Genomic DNA, 16,888 nt, shown 5'->3' with positions numbered 1-16,888 from the left:
TCCTATTTTTATAAACTCACACCTCTTTTCCAAGGTATGAAATCGTCTTGATTTAATTGGACAGCCTTAGGTGTTATTTCGCCACTCGCTGCTTTGATACAATATTCTAAAATATCCTCTCCCATGGCCTGGATAGATTTATCTCCGTCTATAATAGGACCGGTATTAATATCGATGATGTCGGCCATTTTGGTGGCTAATACATTATTTGTTGCTACTTTGATGACCGGACATATTGGATTACCTGTAGGGGTACCCAAGCCTGTTGTAAACAGAATAAGTGTTGCGCCTGCAGCTGCTTTTCCGGTTGTTGCTTCCACATCGTTTCCGGGTGTACAGACCAAGTTAAGACCGGGCTTTGTCGCTTCCTCGGTATAGTCCAGGACATCCACAACGGGTGAGGTTCCACCTTTTTTTGCGGCACCATTACTTTTTATAGCATCCGTGATAAGCCCATCACGGATATTCCCTGGAGATGGATTCATATAAAAACCCGAACCCACAGCCTCTGCGGCGTTGCTGTAGGCAGTCATAAGGTCAATAAATTTATTGGCGGCCTTTGGATCGATAGTACGGTCTATTAGATTTTGCTCGGCACCACATAGTTCCGGAAATTCGGCCAATAGTACTTTTCCGCCAAGAGCAACCAGGAGGTCGGCCGTGTAACCTACCGCAGGATTGGCTGAAATACCGCTGAATCCATCACTGCCACCGCATTTTACACCTAAGGTCAATTTGCTCAATGGCACGGGCTGTCTACCGAGTTTATTAATTTCTGTCAGCCCAATAAAAGTTTGCAGTATAGCCTCCTTCAGCAATTGCTCCTCACTTTTTGATTGTTGCTGTTCAAACAAGTACAAAGGTTTATCAAAATTTGGATTACGTAGCTTGATGTCGTTGACTAGATCATTCAGCTGTAAATTTTGGCAGCCTAGACTCAATACTGTAATGCCTGCGACATTCGGATGGTCGGCGTAGGCGGCAAGCAATTTACTCAAGATGGCCGCATCTTGTCGAATTCCGCCACAACCACCCTGATGGTTCAAAAATTTGATGCCATCCACGTGCTTGAATACACGGTCAGACTGTTCGGTAATCGTGTTAAGCTGGTCTAGTGAGGACAGGTCTAACGTTTCACCTTTTTCATAGGCTTTTAACAGCTGATGAGTGAAGTTCTTGTATTTTGCAGTGACTGAATAGCCAAGCTCATTATATAATGCCTCTTTAATAACATCAAGATTACGGTTCTCGCAGAAGACAGTTGGGATAAATAACCAGTAATTTGCGGTTCCAACACGGCCGTCCGGGCGGAGATAACCATTGAAAGTTCTTCCTTCGAACTTTGAAACATCAGGCTTTTCCCAGTGGTAGTTTGAAGGTCTGAAATGATAAGGCTCCACAGCATGTTTGGTGTTGTCTGTATTCATGATGCTTCCCTGAGGAATATCAAATTGAGCCTTTCCGACGAGTACACCATACATGTGGATTTCGTCACCAAAGTGCATGTCTTGCATAAAAAATTTATGCTTGGCCGGAATATCTTCCTGTAAAATATAATTCGTGCCCTCAAACGAGATCGCATCCCCTTTTTTGAGATCTTGTAAGGCCACCAAAACATTGTCTTTGGGATGTATTTTTAATACGTTGTTTTTCATCTTTAGCGCTATTTATACCTTTTTATTGTCAAGAACTGATGAAATTTCGAGCGCTTTTAATGCTCCTTCTTCAATGATCTGCTGTAATTTCTGATTGACTGTTTCTTCAAAATGAGGAAATTCCGTTAAATTGGTTCCCCATAAATCCGTATCTGAAAGTACGGTATGGACGAGTTTATCTGGATTGGTCCAGGCGGCATGTAATCTTGGGGCCAATTCGTCCTGAAGTACGATCGTCCGTCTATTGATCACCTGCGTATACTGATCGCCGTTCAGTTTCGATTTTAATAGATAGAGATAAGCCGCAAAGCCAAGTGCAAACAGTTGAGGCGCTTCATTGTGGGCTGTATACCACTTTTTTAGCAGCGGGATATTGCGCATGGCCATTTTTGAGCTGTAATTTAAGGCAATGGATTCCCATTTGTGCTCTAGGTGAGGATTAGCAAAGCGATCGATTACTTTCGACGAGAAATCGTTGGTATCCGCAACGGAAATACTGTCACTTAATATTGCCGGGCCAATTTCATCTTGCATTAAAAGACGTATAAATTGGTTGAATGCTGTATTTTGCATAGCCTCCTTTACCGTATTGAAACCTGCAAGAAGAGCAAGGGCACAACTTAATGTATGTGTTCCATTAAGGAGCCTCAGTTTGATTTCCTTGTATTTTTCAATGGAAGGAACCAGCAATACATTTGAATCCGCCAGGGCAAAGGACAGACGTTGCTGCACACGTTCAGAAATAGCTTCTATCGCCCACAAGCGAAAGGGTTCGGCCATAATCATCAATTGATCTTCGTAGCCCAATAAGGCACAGGTTTTTGTGTATTCCGCTAGAGGCAGTGCTCCGGGGACGATACGGTCTACCAGTGTGTTGCAAAAGTCGTTGGCGGTATCAAGCCAGTTCAAAAACTCTTTCGGGAGCTTATTCAGCTCAGCAAGATCCCTTATTATTGATTTCAGTTTAGTTCCATTGTCCGTGATCAATTCGGTCGGAACAATGGTTAAACCTTTATTTTTATCTGCATTGAAGTAAACAAATCTCCGGTATAAAATGGCCAAAAGTTTACCTGGAAATGAAGCTGGTGGTGCGTCGTTGATCGTATCTTCACTCATGACAATGCCAACTTCGGTGGTGTTGGAAAAGACAATTTCAAGATCGGGATTTTCGGCACTTTTTAATATCTCTGACCAATTTTGGTTGGCCGAAAGCACACGTGAAATCGAATTGTTGATTTCGTAATGTGAAATTTCCTCACCGTCTTCTATACCTTTAATAGCTAATGTATATAGGTTGTTTTGCTGTTCGAAAGCATCAGCACCGGCTGAACTTGTTGATTTTACAACGAGGATTCTGCCACAGAACAGGTTTTGTTGATTGGCTTTATGGACAAAATAATCTGGTAGGCCTCTGAGCAGTACGCCCGTGCCGAATTGAAGAATCTTTTCTGGATAAGAGAAAGATGATTCGGTAGGCTTACTGACCAGATCCGAACCAATTGTATTTATAGTATGTTGTGCGAGTAACATCTGATAACTATTTATTATTGAATTTTATGTTGTTTTTTCCATTTCGGAAAGTCCTTTTCGATCAGTTTCTCTGGCCAGCTGCCGAACCAGGCATAGCCATTTCTACGCTCTTCGGATACATCCTCAAAATTGTATTTGACGGTATCGTCGCGATCTCCAAAGAGCGGACGGTTGTCAGCCAAATCATAGAATCGTGCCCAAATTGTTGAACTACTATCAGCCACAAGCTTACGCTCATACTCTCCGGTCAGCTTATCTTGCATGCGGTCGAAACGATAACCTTCGATATCATTTTGCTGAAACCATTGTATTGCGGATTCGATAGCTTGCTGGATCGCTGGCGTCGCAGGCTGCATCATCAGAAACCGAACGATGGCAACGGATTCACTCGTACTTAATGAAGCAGGTTCAAATTTTCTGGCTTGAGCAGGCACCAAAGTATTCTGATCGTATTGGGCAGCCCAAATACTCCTTATTCCGTCTTGCATGACCTGTGTTTTCAGGATACAGGCTATGCCTTTTTCCACTGCTGTTTGCGCTTTTGACACAAATATAGGGTTGACAGATTCAAAGCCTTGTTGTTTATTGGCAACTTTGTAAAGCACCAATAACGCATTGATCATGGCATTATCGTTGTAGGTTATCTCAGCTCTATAGAGTGATTTATTCGGATAGTATTGTGGAAAGCCCCCATTCTCATATTGAGCCGATAAGATATATGCGATACCTTTTTCCGCAGCGGTCAGATAAGCCGGATTTTTGGTATCCTTAAAAGCTTTGATCAATACATTTATTTCCCGAGTGGTCGCATTGTTGTCGAGCGTGGCATGGTCAATAGCTGTGTTTTTAATCTTTTGCAGGATTTCTTTTGTTATTGGCAGCTTGTAGTCAACGACACTTTTGTCGACCAGCTGTTTAGGCCATGCACCATTTGGTAGTTGATAAATGAGCATCTTTTCCGCTAATGAATCTTTGGAAGTCAAGGACTGTCCAGTGCAGTGATGATGAAACACGGATACCGCGATGAAACTTAGGATGGCTATTTTTCTCATGGTTCTAGTTTTTGATCTGCTTGAACAACCAGTGCACTAAATCATTTGCCGCAGCAAAATTTTCATATTCCTGGGGCAGTTTTCTTCCATCTGTATATTCGTTATACAACCATGGATCTCCGATTGCAAATACGGTCCCTTTTCCATACTTCGCCGTGGCAATGATGTTATCACCATTCTCTTGAATCAATACTTGGGCAGGAGCTTTAACTTGTAACGTTGAAATCTCCTTGACATATATTTTGGATGTATTTGGAAATACTGTATTACCTTTCGGGATATGAACTGCCCCGGTCTGGAATTCATTTCCTTTGACACGATTGCGACTGTCTTCATTAAATGTGATGCCGAACTTCTGTGCGAGGGTATTGAATTTGGTGATTTCGCAATTGCCACTATCATTTAATAAAAGAACGAGTACACCGCCCTGTTCAACCCATTGTGCAATCTGCTGGGCATCGGTTTCATTCATGAAATGTGGATTTTCGGTTTCTTTCTCTGTATCGGGATCTACGATCATATAGATGTTGGATTTGGAGAGATTCTGTCGTGTAGGAGCTGTCTTTAATGTATTTAATTGCCCCCCGTTTTTTTCAATTATCCTACCCAACAGCGAAAATCCATTGTTATCATCGCCATCCCAAAGATAATGATAGGGTTTAAGCTGCCCCGATGCTGTCTTTTTATATTCGTTGTTGAAGTAATTGTCCAATGTGACAGTACGCCGTTTCTTACCCTTTTGTTCATTCACAAATTCAACTTCTGATGCTGCAAGGATAAAAGCACCGACTCCCTTGGGATCATTGGTAATGACGGGTTCGCTCATATAATACGCAAAGCTACCGTCGCGATATTTTTTCCCACCTAAGCCAGACACTTGGACCGTTTTGTTAAGGTTCACACGATTTTCTCCTGCTGGAGTAATGAACTCCTTAACAAGTCCTTGATAACCCCGGTCCAGACTTTTTTGAAATGAAACCGGGATATAGCCTTTGCGCAATGATTTTGCCAATGCAAAGACAAACATACTTGAAGCCGAGGATTCGAGGTAATTCTCTTTTCTGGTGCCTAAATCCACAATATCATACCAAACACCTGTTTTGGCATCTTGATACTTGACGATTGCCGATAACGTTCTGTTTAAGATCGCAATGAGTTCTTGTCTACGTGGATGCTCTTCCGGGAAATAGTCCAATACATCGACAAGCGCCATGACATACCAGCCCATGCCCCTGGCCCAAAAGTGTGGTGACAAACCTGTTTTCGGATCAGACCAACGTTCTTTTCTCGATTCATCCCAACCATGATACAGCAGGCCTGTTTTCGCATCACGGGCGTTTTTTTCCATGTAGCTAAACTGGTTGGCGATATCGTCAAAGGCGGAAGGTATATTCATTAGGCTAGCATATTCCGCGTAGAAAGGTTGTCCCATGTATAAGCCATCCAGCCACATTTGATAAGGATAGATTTTCTTATGCCAAAAGCCTCCTTCATTAGTTCGCGGATGCTTTTGGAGCTGTGCATATAATTGGTGGCAGGCCTTAAGGTATTTTTCTTTGCCGGTCACTTTGTAAAGCGTTAATAGTGCCGTACCATTTTTGATGTTGTCGATATTGAAATCTTGCGCATCATAGTTCTTAATGGAATCCGGAATGCTGAGATAAGCATCCATGCGGGTCTGCATATAATTAAAATAGGTAGCGTCTGCCGTATTGCGCCATACATCTGTGAGACCTTCAAAAATAACCCCCATGTCGTATGACCATTTCGGAAATTTGTCGGTCCTGTTGAATAGGGAATCCGGATAGAGCTGTTCAAGTACAGTATTGGCCATCTGCTCAGAAAAAGGCTTTTTTTGGCCAAATCCTGAAAATGGAACAAGTGCTATAAGGTTTAAAAGAATTAAAAATAACTTTCTCATCACGTTCCTAATTTTTGATCGTTAAGGATTTGTTCGTACTTCCCGCTATAAATTGACTGACAGTCTTGGCCGCCTTTGTGTTGGATTTTGAGAGCCGGATATCACTGCTTTTCTCACCTGCTACCTCGATATACAATTCTGGAGCATCCAATGCTTGGATATTATCTAGCTTTATCGCGGAGCTATTGTTGATGGCGATCAACGGATTGTTTTCTGTTGTCTTTAATACAATATTTTTTAAATTAATCTGAGAAGCTTCAATGATTTCTATACCCTTATTTGCTTCCAGGGTCGCATGCTCAATCCAGATGTTTTGAATATGCATTTCAGGAAGACCACGTAGGAAAATTCCTTTTGATGCTCCTTTTGCTACAATATTTTTGATATAGAAGTTCTTAAACTGCGGAGTTTCTTCTGTAACCGGAAGTGTTGTTGTTTTTACGGAGGATCTTTTTTCTCCGGCCAGTGGAACGGGGTCTACTGCCGCATAATACATGTCAAATAGAATAGCCTCGCCGGGAATATCAATCATATTGATATTGTTGATGAATATGTTTTCTACTACTCCACCGCGGCCTCTTGTCGTTTTGAAGCGAAGTCCAATATCAGTCCCGATAAATGAACAGTCTTCCACCCAAATATTACGGGCGCCACCGCTCATCTCGCTTCCGATCACAAACCCACCATGTGCGTGATAAACAACATTATTGCGAATGATTACATTTTCGGTTGGCTTGCCACGGTCACGGCCAGCTTTATCCCGGCCTGACTTGATACATATGCCGTCGTCACCAACATCAAATGTACAGTCCTCAATCAGGACATTCTTGCAAGATTCGACGTCCACACCATCGCCATTTTGACCGTACCATGGATTACGAACCGAAAGTTTACGTAAGGTGAGATCTTCACATAATAAAGGGTGTACATTCCATGCAGGGGAGTTTTGGATCGTCACTCCTTCCAATAATACCTTTTTACAGTTTGTAAATACCAGCAGATTGGGCCTTAAGAAATCTTTGACATCTTTGAAGTCATCGATTGTTGTGCCCGGACGAATTACTCCTGCTTTCTTCTCTTGAGAACCTTTCAGCGAACTCGCTGAGGGATACCAGATTTCACTCTTGGGATCGACTGTACCTCCGGATGCGACCAGGTTTTTCCATTGTGAAGCCGTTAATTTACTTTTTTTGACCATTCGCCAGGCTCCTCCATTCCCATCGATGATACCATGGCCGGTAATGGCAATATTATATAGGTTCTTGCCAGATATTGGATTTTGATTGCGCCAAGCCGGTTCACCTTCCCAATTGGATTCAACAAGCTTGTATTGATCAAAGTCCTTGGTGAAAAGCAAGACGGCGTCTCGTTTGAGATGTAGGTTTACATTGTTCTGCATTTCAATAGGCCCTGTCAGCCAAATTCCGGCGGGGACCAGTACCACACCGCCACCGCGTTCGCTACATGTGCGGATGGTTTGGTTGATTGACGCCGTATTAAGAAATTGACCGTCACCTTTAGCGCCATAATTGCTAATACTTAACGTGTCTTTCTTAAATTCGACTTGTTGTATAATAGGACGGGCAGGTTCTTGGGCCATACACAGCTGTGGTAGCACGAGAAGCAATCCAAGCGCAGATTTCAATGTACGGGAATAGTGCTTTTTAAACGAATTCATTTTTTACATTTTTGGTTTAAAAATGGTTATTTGTAAAAGCAATTGTACATTCTTTGTTCCTAACTTAGATGAAAAACTTATGCAATCGTTACCGGTCATTACTTAGCAATTAAATGTAAGATTGGTGTCCATTCCTTGAATACAAGCCGAGAATTAAGGCTATCAGCTGCTCCATCTATTAAAAGATGTTCCCATTTGACACGATTTTGTGACATAGAGCCAACCTGTTTATTCCTATATTCTACTAAACATGGGGAATTTTTATTCGATACCTGTATGGTTTGGAAAGCGCAGAAACCAACTTCCCCAATACCCGGATCCTGTCTTTTTGCTGTCGGAGCAAGAAGACAGAAAGAACGTGAAAAAAGTGAAAGTATAATCGTCCGCATTTCAAACTGTTTAATTGGTCAATGAAATTACCAATATTAAAGCCTTAGTTAAAGAAAATTGGTTAAAATAAATGCGCAAACGTTATCGGGGATTGTGTTTGTAGTCCAATTATTTGAGATGTGCGTCCCTATTGATTTGAAATCGGGCAGAATGGTTATATTTGCTCATCAAATTTCTAAACATGGACATTCAATCGTTATATCAGATTTATAAACAGTATCCAAATATTACAACAGATACACGTAAGATTGAGAAGGATAGCATATTCTTTGCACTGAAGGGCGCAAATTTTAATGGAAATACATTTGCAGAACAGGCGCTCGAGATCGGAGCGAAGTATGTTGTTATTGATGAGGAAATTTATAAAAAAGGCGAACAGTATATCTTGGTTGACGATGTATTGAAGACATTGCAGGAGCTGGCAAATTATCATCGGAGACAATTGAATATTCCCGTTATCGGTGTAACAGGAACAAATGGAAAGACAACAACAAAGGAATTATTGTATTCCGTTGTCTCACAGAAATATAAAGCTTATGCGACAAAAGGGAATCTAAATAACCATATCGGCGTTCCTTTGACACTGTTGGCTATTGATGCATCCATTGAAATCGCCGTTATAGAGATGGGAGCCAACCATTTGGGAGAAATAGCGTTTTTGTGTGAAATTGCTGAACCAACACATGGATTGATCTCCAATGTCGGAAAGGCGCATCTGGAAGGATTTGGCTCTTTTGAAGGTGTTAAAAAAACAAAGGGTGAGCTGTATGATTGGTTGCAAGATCATCGGGGGACACTCTTTTTACAGGCGGATAATCCGCATTTGAGAGAAATGGCTGCAGCACGGCAAATAGCTGAAATTGTGACTTATGGGTTTTCCGAAACCAATGATGTCATTGGTAAGTTGTTGAAAGCGACTCCGTTGTTACAGATCTCGTGGAGGACGAAAGAAGATCCGCAGACTTATATCATAGATACGCAACTTACAGGTTCATACAACACAGAAAACTTTTTGGCTGCGATAGCGGTAGGTTTGCATTTCGATATCTTGCCCCGGGAGATCAATTCCGGTATTGCGGGCTATACCCCAACAAATAATCGCTCCCAGATCATGAAAACGGCCCACAACACGGTAATCTGTGATTATTATAATGCCAATGCTACCAGTATGGCCGCTGCTTTGGATAATGTTCGAATTATTGAGGCCGACAAGAAAGCGGTTATTCTGGGGGACATGTTTGAACTTGGTGCCGAATCTTTTGATGAGCATAGGAAAATCGTGGATAACGTAGGAAGTATGTTCGCTGATCGCAAGATTTTTGTCGGAAAGGCATTTCTTGAACATAAAAATGATGACGCCGAGTTTTTTGAAACGACCCTAGATGCGAAAGCCGCCCTGGAGGAAAGACCGATTATCGGAGCTACGGTATTATTAAAAGCCTCGCGGGGTATGGCTTTTGAAAATCTGATAGATATATTATAGGCTCAGCATAAGTACACTTGAAAAAGGTGGACTCAACATGGGTTCAAGGTGTCTGCATGACCAATTTGGTAACAACGTAGACCTGAGTAATTTCCTTATTCCTGTAGGTTAAAACCAAAGGCGTTAAAAGTTTTGTCATGTGAGGATTAAATATTGGCAAAATAAGCAAAATAATACCTTGGGGAAATGTAGCTCATTTTGAAAAATGTACCTTTGTGTCGTATAATGGATAAAAGACGTTTTTTTTTAGAAATAGCCTACTTTGGGCAATCTTATCATGGTTGGCAGGTTCAGAACAATGCGATTTCGGTACAGGAAGTATTGAATAGGGCATTGGCGACATTGTTGCGCGAACCTATTGAGACTACTGGAGCGGGACGGACGGACACAGGTGTGCATGCGAAGCAGTTGTACGCACATTTTGATGCAGCTGCTGTGGGAATATTAACAAAGCCGGACCGTTTTATTCATTCACTTAATGCATTATTACCTTTTGACGTTGCGGTTAAAAGGCTGATTGAAGTTGCTGATGATGCTCATGCCCGATTTGATGCGACGCATAGATCTTATGAGTACCACCTTCATTTTCATAAAGATCCGTTTATTTATCCTTATTCCTGTTTCATGCGTGACCGCCCCGATGTGGACAAAATGAACGAGGCTGCCCAATTTTTATTGGGTAAGCAAGATTTTGAATGTTTTAGCAAGTCTCATACGCAGGTGTTTACAAATATTTGTGATATTCGTAGAGCAGAATGGTTATGGCATAATGAACAGGATCTGGTATTTCATATCACCGCGGATCGTTTCTTGCGCAACATGGTCCGTGCGATCGTAGGTACTTCGCTGGAGATCGGACTGAAGGACAAACCGGCTTCCTTTATGCAGGAAGTGATTAAGAGCAAAAGTCGCGGCAAGGCTGGGGTATCCGTCCCGGCGCATGGATTGTATTTAACAGAAGTAGCTTACCCTTATATATAAATATTAACGTGAGTCAAGATAAAATAACAGGTAAAACCTATGATGTCAATTTGTTGCGGCGCATGAGTCGCTATATGCGGCCTTATCATGTCGCATTTTGGATATCCGTGGTTTTAACGATACTATTGGCGGCAGTTGCCCCAGCGCTACCGATGCTTATTCAGCATACGCTAGACAACTATATCTTAAATTTTGATACGGCGGGATTGTCCTATATGCTCATGGCCATGCTGGCATTGGTCGTGGTGCAGACCCTGATTCGTTATTATCATACCCTGATGACAAATACACTGGGGCAGTCTGTTATCCGGGATATCCGCATTCAGGTGTTTAATCATATTGTACAGCTGCGTCTTAAGTATTTTGACCGCACTGCCTTGGGAAAGTTGATTACGAGGACGATATCTGACTTGGAAACACTTTCCAATATCTTCTCGGAAGGATTGATTCAGATTATTGGCGATCTTCTGCAGTTGGCGGTGATATTGGGCGTTATGTTCTATTCGGATTGGAAATTGACGTTAATTGTACTTATTCCAATGCCTTTGATGATTGCTGCAACCTATGTATTTAAAGAAGCTATGAAAGCTGCCTTTATCGATGTTAGGAAATGGGTGTCTAATTTGAATACCTTTTTACAGGAGCATATTACTGGAGTCGGTATTATCCAATATTTTGCACGTGAAAAGCAAGAAATGGATAAATTCAAAGAAATTAATGCACAGCATCGGAACGCACATATCCGTACCAACTGGTATTTCTCTATCTTTTTTCCTGTTTTGGAAATTATCATGGCAATTTCCTTAGGCTTGCTGGTGTGGTTTGGTGCCAAACAGATTATGGGCGATGTGATTTCACCCGGTGTAGTTGTAGCCTTTATTATGTATATCAACATGATTTTTAGGCCTATTCGGGAGCTTATTGATAAGTTTAATACGCTTCAAATGGGTATGGTGAGTGCTGAACGCATTTTTGAAGTCCTAGATACCAATGAGATGACTCCTAATTCGGGTACATTAAAGCCCGACCATATTAAGGGAGAAATTACATTTAAGCATGTTTGGTTTGCTTATAACGATGAAAGTTGGGTATTGAGAGATGTCAATTTTAGTGTACAACCTGGCGAGACATTGGCTTTGGTGGGTGCTACCGGTGCGGGTAAATCATCCACAATCAATATTCTTAGTCGGTTTTACGAGATCAATAAAGGTGAAATCCTCTTGGACGGTGTAAATATTCGCGATTACGATCTTGATTATTTGAGAAATACCATTGCGACGGTGCTGCAGGATGTGTTTCTTTTCTCGGATACTGTCATCAATAATATTACATTGGGTGATCCCTCAATTTCGAGGGAACAAGTTATCGAAGCGGCCAAAGAAGTTGGGGCACATGACTTTATTATGCGACTTCCCGGTGGGTATGATTACGACGTGAAGGAAAGAGGAGCAACATTGTCTGCCGGGCAGGCTCAATTAATTTCTTTTATTCGGGCGCTGGTTCATGATCCTAGAATCCTGATCTTGGACGAGGCTACCTCCTCCGTAGATACCGAGACTGAGGAAATGATCCAAAGTGCGATCGACAATTTAATGCGGGGACGGACATCCATTGTCATTGCCCACCGCTTGTCCACCATTCAAAAGGCGGACAAGATCATTGTTTTGGACAAGGGGGAAATAAAAGAGATTGGAACACACCAAGAGCTTTTGTCTTTTGAGGGTTACTACAAAAAGCTGTATGATCTACAGTTTCACTCGGCGGGAATTTAATCCTTAAACGACACTCTCTTTGGGGATGGTCTCTTCGTCCTCGATATGAGTGTTAGCTTTGATTTCTGAGCCTCGGCCTACCAGTACATTGGCACCGATGGATACATTTGGTCCAATGTTTACGAAATCTTCAATAATGGTATTGCTTTCAATGACTGCCGATCCTGAGATGATACAATGGTTGCCAATCTGTACATCGGGGGCTATTGTTGCTCCGGGAAGAATAATACATCCTTCACCAATTTCAGCTCTTTTGGAGACATAGGCTTTCGGGTGAATTAAGGACTGAAAATTCCAATCCGGATTTTCGGACACGATCCTTTCGCGTAGCCCCGGATTTTTAACGGCAACAAAGAAATTTTCTGCAGCATCTTTCACCTGATGGTGGAGTTGGACCTCATAATCGAATACATCCTCGATCAGCAGTGATTTGTCAATAAGCCCTCCGATTTCGATGTCCAAATCTTCGGCTACATCTACAGCAGTCTTTGCATGCGCTGTTGCACCATATATATATAGCATGATCTTGTTTTTTGTGCAAAGATAATGCTTTCTGAAAAGAACTCCATGAGGCAACCTGTATCAACATGCTAAAAAGAAATCGGGGACCAAGTCTGAATATTGAGCTGAAAGTAGATCGTTTTAACGGTTCCCAAGAAAAACTTAGCATGAATACAAATGTGCTGTGGCCGGGAAGAGAGTTTTTTATCTTCCAAAATTTGCAACAAAATAGCCCTTTCGATTGTTCTGATTTCTAAATAGAAAGAAAGCTTATTATATTTGTTGACATACAAAAATTAAAATATGATTCAACGTATCCAAACTGTTTATTTATTAGTGGCAGGATTAATTATATTCGGCTTATTTTTATTCCCTTATGTAAATTACAGTGATTTAGTCGGTTTGGGAAAAAATGTGAAGGTAACAGGTGTTTATGGCGTTACTGCTGGGCAGCCGGTCCATGAAGGTGGTTTTGGTTATATCCTTCAGACTATTGTGGCAGCGCTATTGGGATTGCTTCCGATTATCACCATATTTAAATTTAGACAACGTAAGGTTCAGCTTTTATTGATATGGGTAGAGATTGTCGCAATTATATTTTTCGCCATCTGGCTTTATTCATCCGCGAGCACACACCTCGCTACCGTCGGTCAGTTTTTGGGAGCCGGTAATATCGGGGTTGGTTTCTTTTTATTGCCAATATCAATTATTTTTTGTGCGCTGGCATTGGGCGGAGTACGCAGGGATGAGAAACTGATTCGCTCGGCCGACCGTTTGCGTGCATAATTTGATTTCAATAGATTTTTAATAGATAGGAGCCACGGTTAGCGTGGCTTTTTAAATAGTATAATATATGACTAAAATTTTCCATTGTGCTGTCATCCTGCTTTTTCTTTGTTTTACTGCTGGCACAGCGCAAGCTCAATCTGCGGATTCATTATTGGTGGTTGATGATATCCAATTTGATTTAAAAGAGTTTCATGTGGATAAGGCAAAAAATGAGTTGGTTATTAATTTATTTGCAATATCCTACAGTACAGATCCCCGCGAGTATAAAATGAATACTTTCTCCACACAGATTCTGGATCAAAAGAAGCAGCCGCATTTTTTCTCTTCAATTCAGATGGGAAATGTCCGGATCAACTTTGAAGATAAACAGAACTATTTGCATTATCTGCTTGAGGAGGATAAACCTGTAGATATTCAGGTAATTGTGAAAGACTGGAAGAAGACCGATAAACCCGTTAGTATCAAACTTGTTTTTGAAAGTAGCGAGGAGGAAGGTAAATTTTTGGAAGTCCCCATCTTGCTGAATAAATAGTTGATCGGACTTACATAAATAGAAAAAGCGCTGAGTCTTCAAAGATTCCAGCGCTTTTTTAGCTTTTTGAAATTTATTTCTTATCGATTGTAACGGATCTGTTGTTTGTCTAACATGCCCATCTGATCTTTCATCATTTTTATTTGGTCAGCTAACAGTTTATTTTTATCTGCTTTCTTAGCTTCTTGAAGTAATTTTTCCGCTTCACGTTTATTACGTTTTGCCATTGCTACACCTGCTAAACTTAATTTTGCCAACGCGATATTATGATCCATATGAAGTCCGAGTGCAAGCGCCTTTTTGAAATACTTTTCGGATTGCATTGGAGCGCGTTGAGATTCGATCAATCCGATTAACATGTTGTAATAACCATGTTGTTGCGGAATTAATTGTTTTTCATAATTCGTGATTTTCTTTAACCATTTTTCGGCAGCAGCCATATCTTGTTTGCGCATATACCATTGCGCGATAAGCATGTATTCATGAAAAAATACAGTGACAAAACCAAGAATTGTGATCAAGATGCCTAGTATTCCCCATCCCCAATTTCCGGTCCAAAATAAAGCAACTGTCCCAATCAGCAATGCACTGCAAATGATGATTCTAACGAGATTTGACATAAATCTTTGTTTAAAAATATTTGTGTTCAATTTAATTCTGCAAATATCCGTTAATTTCGTCGTTTAAGCAACTTGTTCAAGTGGTTATTTTGTAAAATTATACATTTCATGCTCATACCGATCGTCAAAATGATCTTATGGCAGATAACTGTTCCGCTATCGTAAGTGCTTTATGAACAGCGACCGGGGAATAAATTTGCCATTACATGCAACTTTTTCTAAGTTTGGTTTATGGAAAAGCTATATGATGATTCTTGGGCACCAGTATTGAAACCTTTGTTCAGTCAGCCTTATATGAAACAATTGTCTGCCTTTGTACAGGCGGAACGTCAACGGACTAAGGTGTTTCCGCCTGCTGATCTGGTGATGAATGCTTTTAAACTGACTCCGCTCCAACATGTTAAAGTTGTTATTCTCGGGCAGGACCCGTATCACAATGATGGTCAGGCACATGGTTTGTCTTTTTCTGTGCCAGAGGGGATTGTATTGCCGCCTTCTTTAAAGAATATTTTTAAGGAATTACAGGATGATATTGATGGATTTGTAGAACCTCGATCAGGGGATCTGACGTCTTGGGCCAAGCAGGGCGTATTGTTGCTTAATGCAACGCTGACTGTGCAGGCGCATTTGGCCGGTTCGCACCAGAAAAGAGGCTGGGAAGTTTTTACAGACAGTATTATACATGCTATTTCCGAACGATGTGAGCATGTGGTCTTTCTGCTTTGGGGTAGCTACGCGCAAAAGAAAAGTGTATTGATCGACGCGCGTAAGCATCTTATTTTGACAGCTGTGCACCCATCGCCGCTTTCTGTTTACAGGGGTTTTTTTGGAAGCAAACACTTTTCAAAGGCAAATCAATATTTGGTGGAGCATGGTAAGACTCCTATTGATTGGCGTTTGGTCTAAGCGTATTTGTCATGGGCAGTAACACCGGTTTCTCCAATTGCCAAAACATGGATATGTTCGATTCGAATGGTATTCTTATTTTGTCGTAGATGACTGAATAGAAAATGGCTGTCGTAGGTGATCTGATAGGAGCTTTCAAAATCTATGGGCTGGCTCGTTTCCCCCAGAACACTGTATTCATGCTCTCCTTGTTGCGTGAATCGATGTATAATCACCCGATTCGCACTAATGGGGTCTATGTGGAACCAGGCCCCCTCGCCGACACCGCCTAGGTACTGTGCGCTGGCTGGGAGGTGGCAGGGCTTATCTTTCTGCAGCATTCCACCAATTGTAATATCTTCGGGTAACGTTCCAGCGCAACGAGCAGAGATATTACTCCTTAGTTTTTTAAGGAGAAATAACAATGATGTGAATCGTCCCATTTTTATACGTTGCAGGCCGCCTGATGTCGTATATTTATAGATTGACCCGTCGGAGCAAGAGTTGACTATATTGCTCATTGGGCTTGCCTTTATGGTTTCCGGAAAATTGATCGGATGCCAGAAATGAAACTTTTTGGAGGCGTGGATAAGGAGTCTTACAATAAATCGGGAGCAATTATTGTTATTGTACGCTACGGCGCCATAGGGGTATGATCCCCGGTGTACCCATTGATCAGCAAAAGCTTTTGCATGATAAAAATCTATTTTTTGGACAATGGAAAAATAAAGATCGCCGACGCCCTGCATGGCATCTTTCATCTCTTCAAAATACCGGACAATTTCCGGCAGGTTTAGGATGTGGTTTCGCTCAATTTGTGCTTTAAGTTTAATCGTTAGTTTTGGATCAGAATCTTCTGAACGTGCTCTTCCGTATCCTCTTGGGGCAATATATCGGCCAAAATCGTAGAAACAAAGTTTGCCTGTATCGCGTTCGATCAGGACGATGCCTGTGTGGCCGACTTTAAAGTTTAGATTTTTAACAAGGCCTATTTTCTTGAAAAACATCATCCATGCTTCGTCACCGCGGATCGTAGCATCAGGCCAAGCAAGGATCATTGCGAGATCCTGATATTGGGATGATGTTTTCATAGGCTTTT

Annotated in this window: 14 protein-coding genes; 6 read left to right on the top strand and 8 right to left on the bottom strand. The window is 41.5% G+C overall.

The window, feature by feature from the left end:
• Positions 1-8: 8 nt before the first annotated feature.
• The 5 genes from G6053_RS29265 to G6053_RS29245 are packed head-to-tail and all read right to left on the bottom strand — an operon-like array spanning position 9 to position 7,836.
• On the bottom strand, positions 9-1,655 hold the full coding sequence (locus tag G6053_RS29265; RefSeq protein WP_108634635.1) for an altronate dehydratase family protein: 1,647 nt from the start codon (positions 1,653-1,655) through the stop codon (positions 9-11).
• A 12-nt stretch (positions 1,656-1,667) separates the two neighbouring features.
• Entirely contained in the window at positions 1,668-3,185 is a 1,518-nt protein-coding gene (locus tag G6053_RS29260; RefSeq protein ID WP_165309370.1) for a tagaturonate reductase, read from the bottom strand.
• A gap of 14 nt (positions 3,186-3,199) precedes the next feature.
• Positions 3,200-4,237, bottom strand: coding sequence for a pectate lyase (pelA, locus tag G6053_RS29255; RefSeq protein ID WP_165309369.1), 1,038 nt, complete (start codon positions 4,235-4,237; stop codon positions 3,200-3,202).
• 4 nt (positions 4,238-4,241) lie between these two features.
• On the bottom strand, positions 4,242-6,158 hold the full coding sequence (locus tag G6053_RS29250; protein WP_165309368.1) for a glycoside hydrolase family 88 protein: 1,917 nt from the start codon (positions 6,156-6,158) through the stop codon (positions 4,242-4,244).
• A gap of 7 nt (positions 6,159-6,165) precedes the next feature.
• The gene (locus G6053_RS29245) at positions 6,166-7,836 is read right to left on the bottom strand and encodes a glycoside hydrolase family 28 protein (RefSeq protein ID WP_165309367.1); all 1,671 of its coding nucleotides are present in this window, start codon (positions 7,834-7,836) and stop codon (positions 6,166-6,168) included.
• A 571-nt stretch (positions 7,837-8,407) separates the two neighbouring features.
• Between G6053_RS29245 and murF the strand changes: the two genes are divergently transcribed.
• From murF to G6053_RS29230, 3 genes are all read left to right on the top strand, one after another.
• Positions 8,408-9,709 carry a UDP-N-acetylmuramoyl-tripeptide--D-alanyl-D-alanine ligase gene (gene murF / locus G6053_RS29240; protein ID WP_165309366.1) on the top strand — a complete coding sequence of 434 codons (1,302 nt, stop codon included), beginning with the start codon at positions 8,408-8,410 and terminating at the stop codon, positions 9,707-9,709.
• 225 nt (positions 9,710-9,934) lie between these two features.
• Positions 9,935-10,690 carry a tRNA pseudouridine(38-40) synthase TruA gene (gene truA, locus G6053_RS29235; RefSeq protein WP_165309365.1) on the top strand — a complete coding sequence of 252 codons (756 nt, stop codon included), beginning with the start codon at positions 9,935-9,937 and terminating at the stop codon, positions 10,688-10,690.
• Positions 10,691-10,698: 8 nt separating this feature from the next.
• Positions 10,699-12,462 (top strand): ABC transporter ATP-binding protein, encoded by a 1,764-nt coding sequence (locus tag G6053_RS29230; protein ID WP_108634643.1) that lies wholly within the window; start codon positions 10,699-10,701, stop codon positions 12,460-12,462.
• A 3-nt stretch (positions 12,463-12,465) separates the two neighbouring features.
• On the opposite strand, the gene G6053_RS29225 is transcribed toward G6053_RS29230, so the two are convergent.
• On the bottom strand, positions 12,466-12,984 hold the full coding sequence (locus G6053_RS29225; RefSeq protein WP_108634644.1) for an acetyltransferase: 519 nt from the start codon (positions 12,982-12,984) through the stop codon (positions 12,466-12,468).
• Between the two features lie 282 nt (positions 12,985-13,266).
• Between G6053_RS29225 and G6053_RS29220 the strand changes: the two genes are divergently transcribed.
• Positions 13,267-13,749 carry a DUF4293 domain-containing protein gene (locus tag G6053_RS29220; protein WP_165309364.1) on the top strand — a complete coding sequence of 161 codons (483 nt, stop codon included), beginning with the start codon at positions 13,267-13,269 and terminating at the stop codon, positions 13,747-13,749.
• Between the two features lie 67 nt (positions 13,750-13,816).
• Complete coding sequence (locus G6053_RS29215) at positions 13,817-14,284, top strand: hypothetical protein (RefSeq protein WP_108634646.1); 468 nt, start codon at positions 13,817-13,819, stop codon at positions 14,282-14,284.
• An 80-nt stretch (positions 14,285-14,364) separates the two neighbouring features.
• On the opposite strand, the gene G6053_RS29210 is transcribed toward G6053_RS29215, so the two are convergent.
• Complete coding sequence (locus G6053_RS29210) at positions 14,365-14,904, bottom strand: hypothetical protein (RefSeq protein ID WP_108634647.1); 540 nt, start codon at positions 14,902-14,904, stop codon at positions 14,365-14,367.
• 231 nt (positions 14,905-15,135) lie between these two features.
• Between G6053_RS29210 and ung the strand changes: the two genes are divergently transcribed.
• Positions 15,136-15,810, top strand: coding sequence for a uracil-DNA glycosylase (gene ung / locus G6053_RS29205; protein WP_108634648.1), 675 nt, complete (start codon positions 15,136-15,138; stop codon positions 15,808-15,810).
• Here the strand turns inward: ung and G6053_RS29200 are convergent.
• Positions 15,807-16,880 (bottom strand): DUF6695 family protein, encoded by a 1,074-nt coding sequence (locus G6053_RS29200; RefSeq protein ID WP_165309363.1) that lies wholly within the window; start codon positions 16,878-16,880, stop codon positions 15,807-15,809. The two genes, ung and G6053_RS29200, sit on opposite strands and share 4 nt — an antisense overlap.
• Positions 16,881-16,888 lie beyond the last annotated feature (8 nt).

Origin of the sequence: Sphingobacterium sp. DR205, assembly GCF_011064245.1 — a bacterium.
In the GTDB taxonomy this organism is placed as follows: Bacteria; Bacteroidota; Bacteroidia; order Sphingobacteriales; family Sphingobacteriaceae; genus Sphingobacterium; species Sphingobacterium athyrii.
This window is presented reverse-complemented; position numbering and strand designations above follow the sequence as displayed.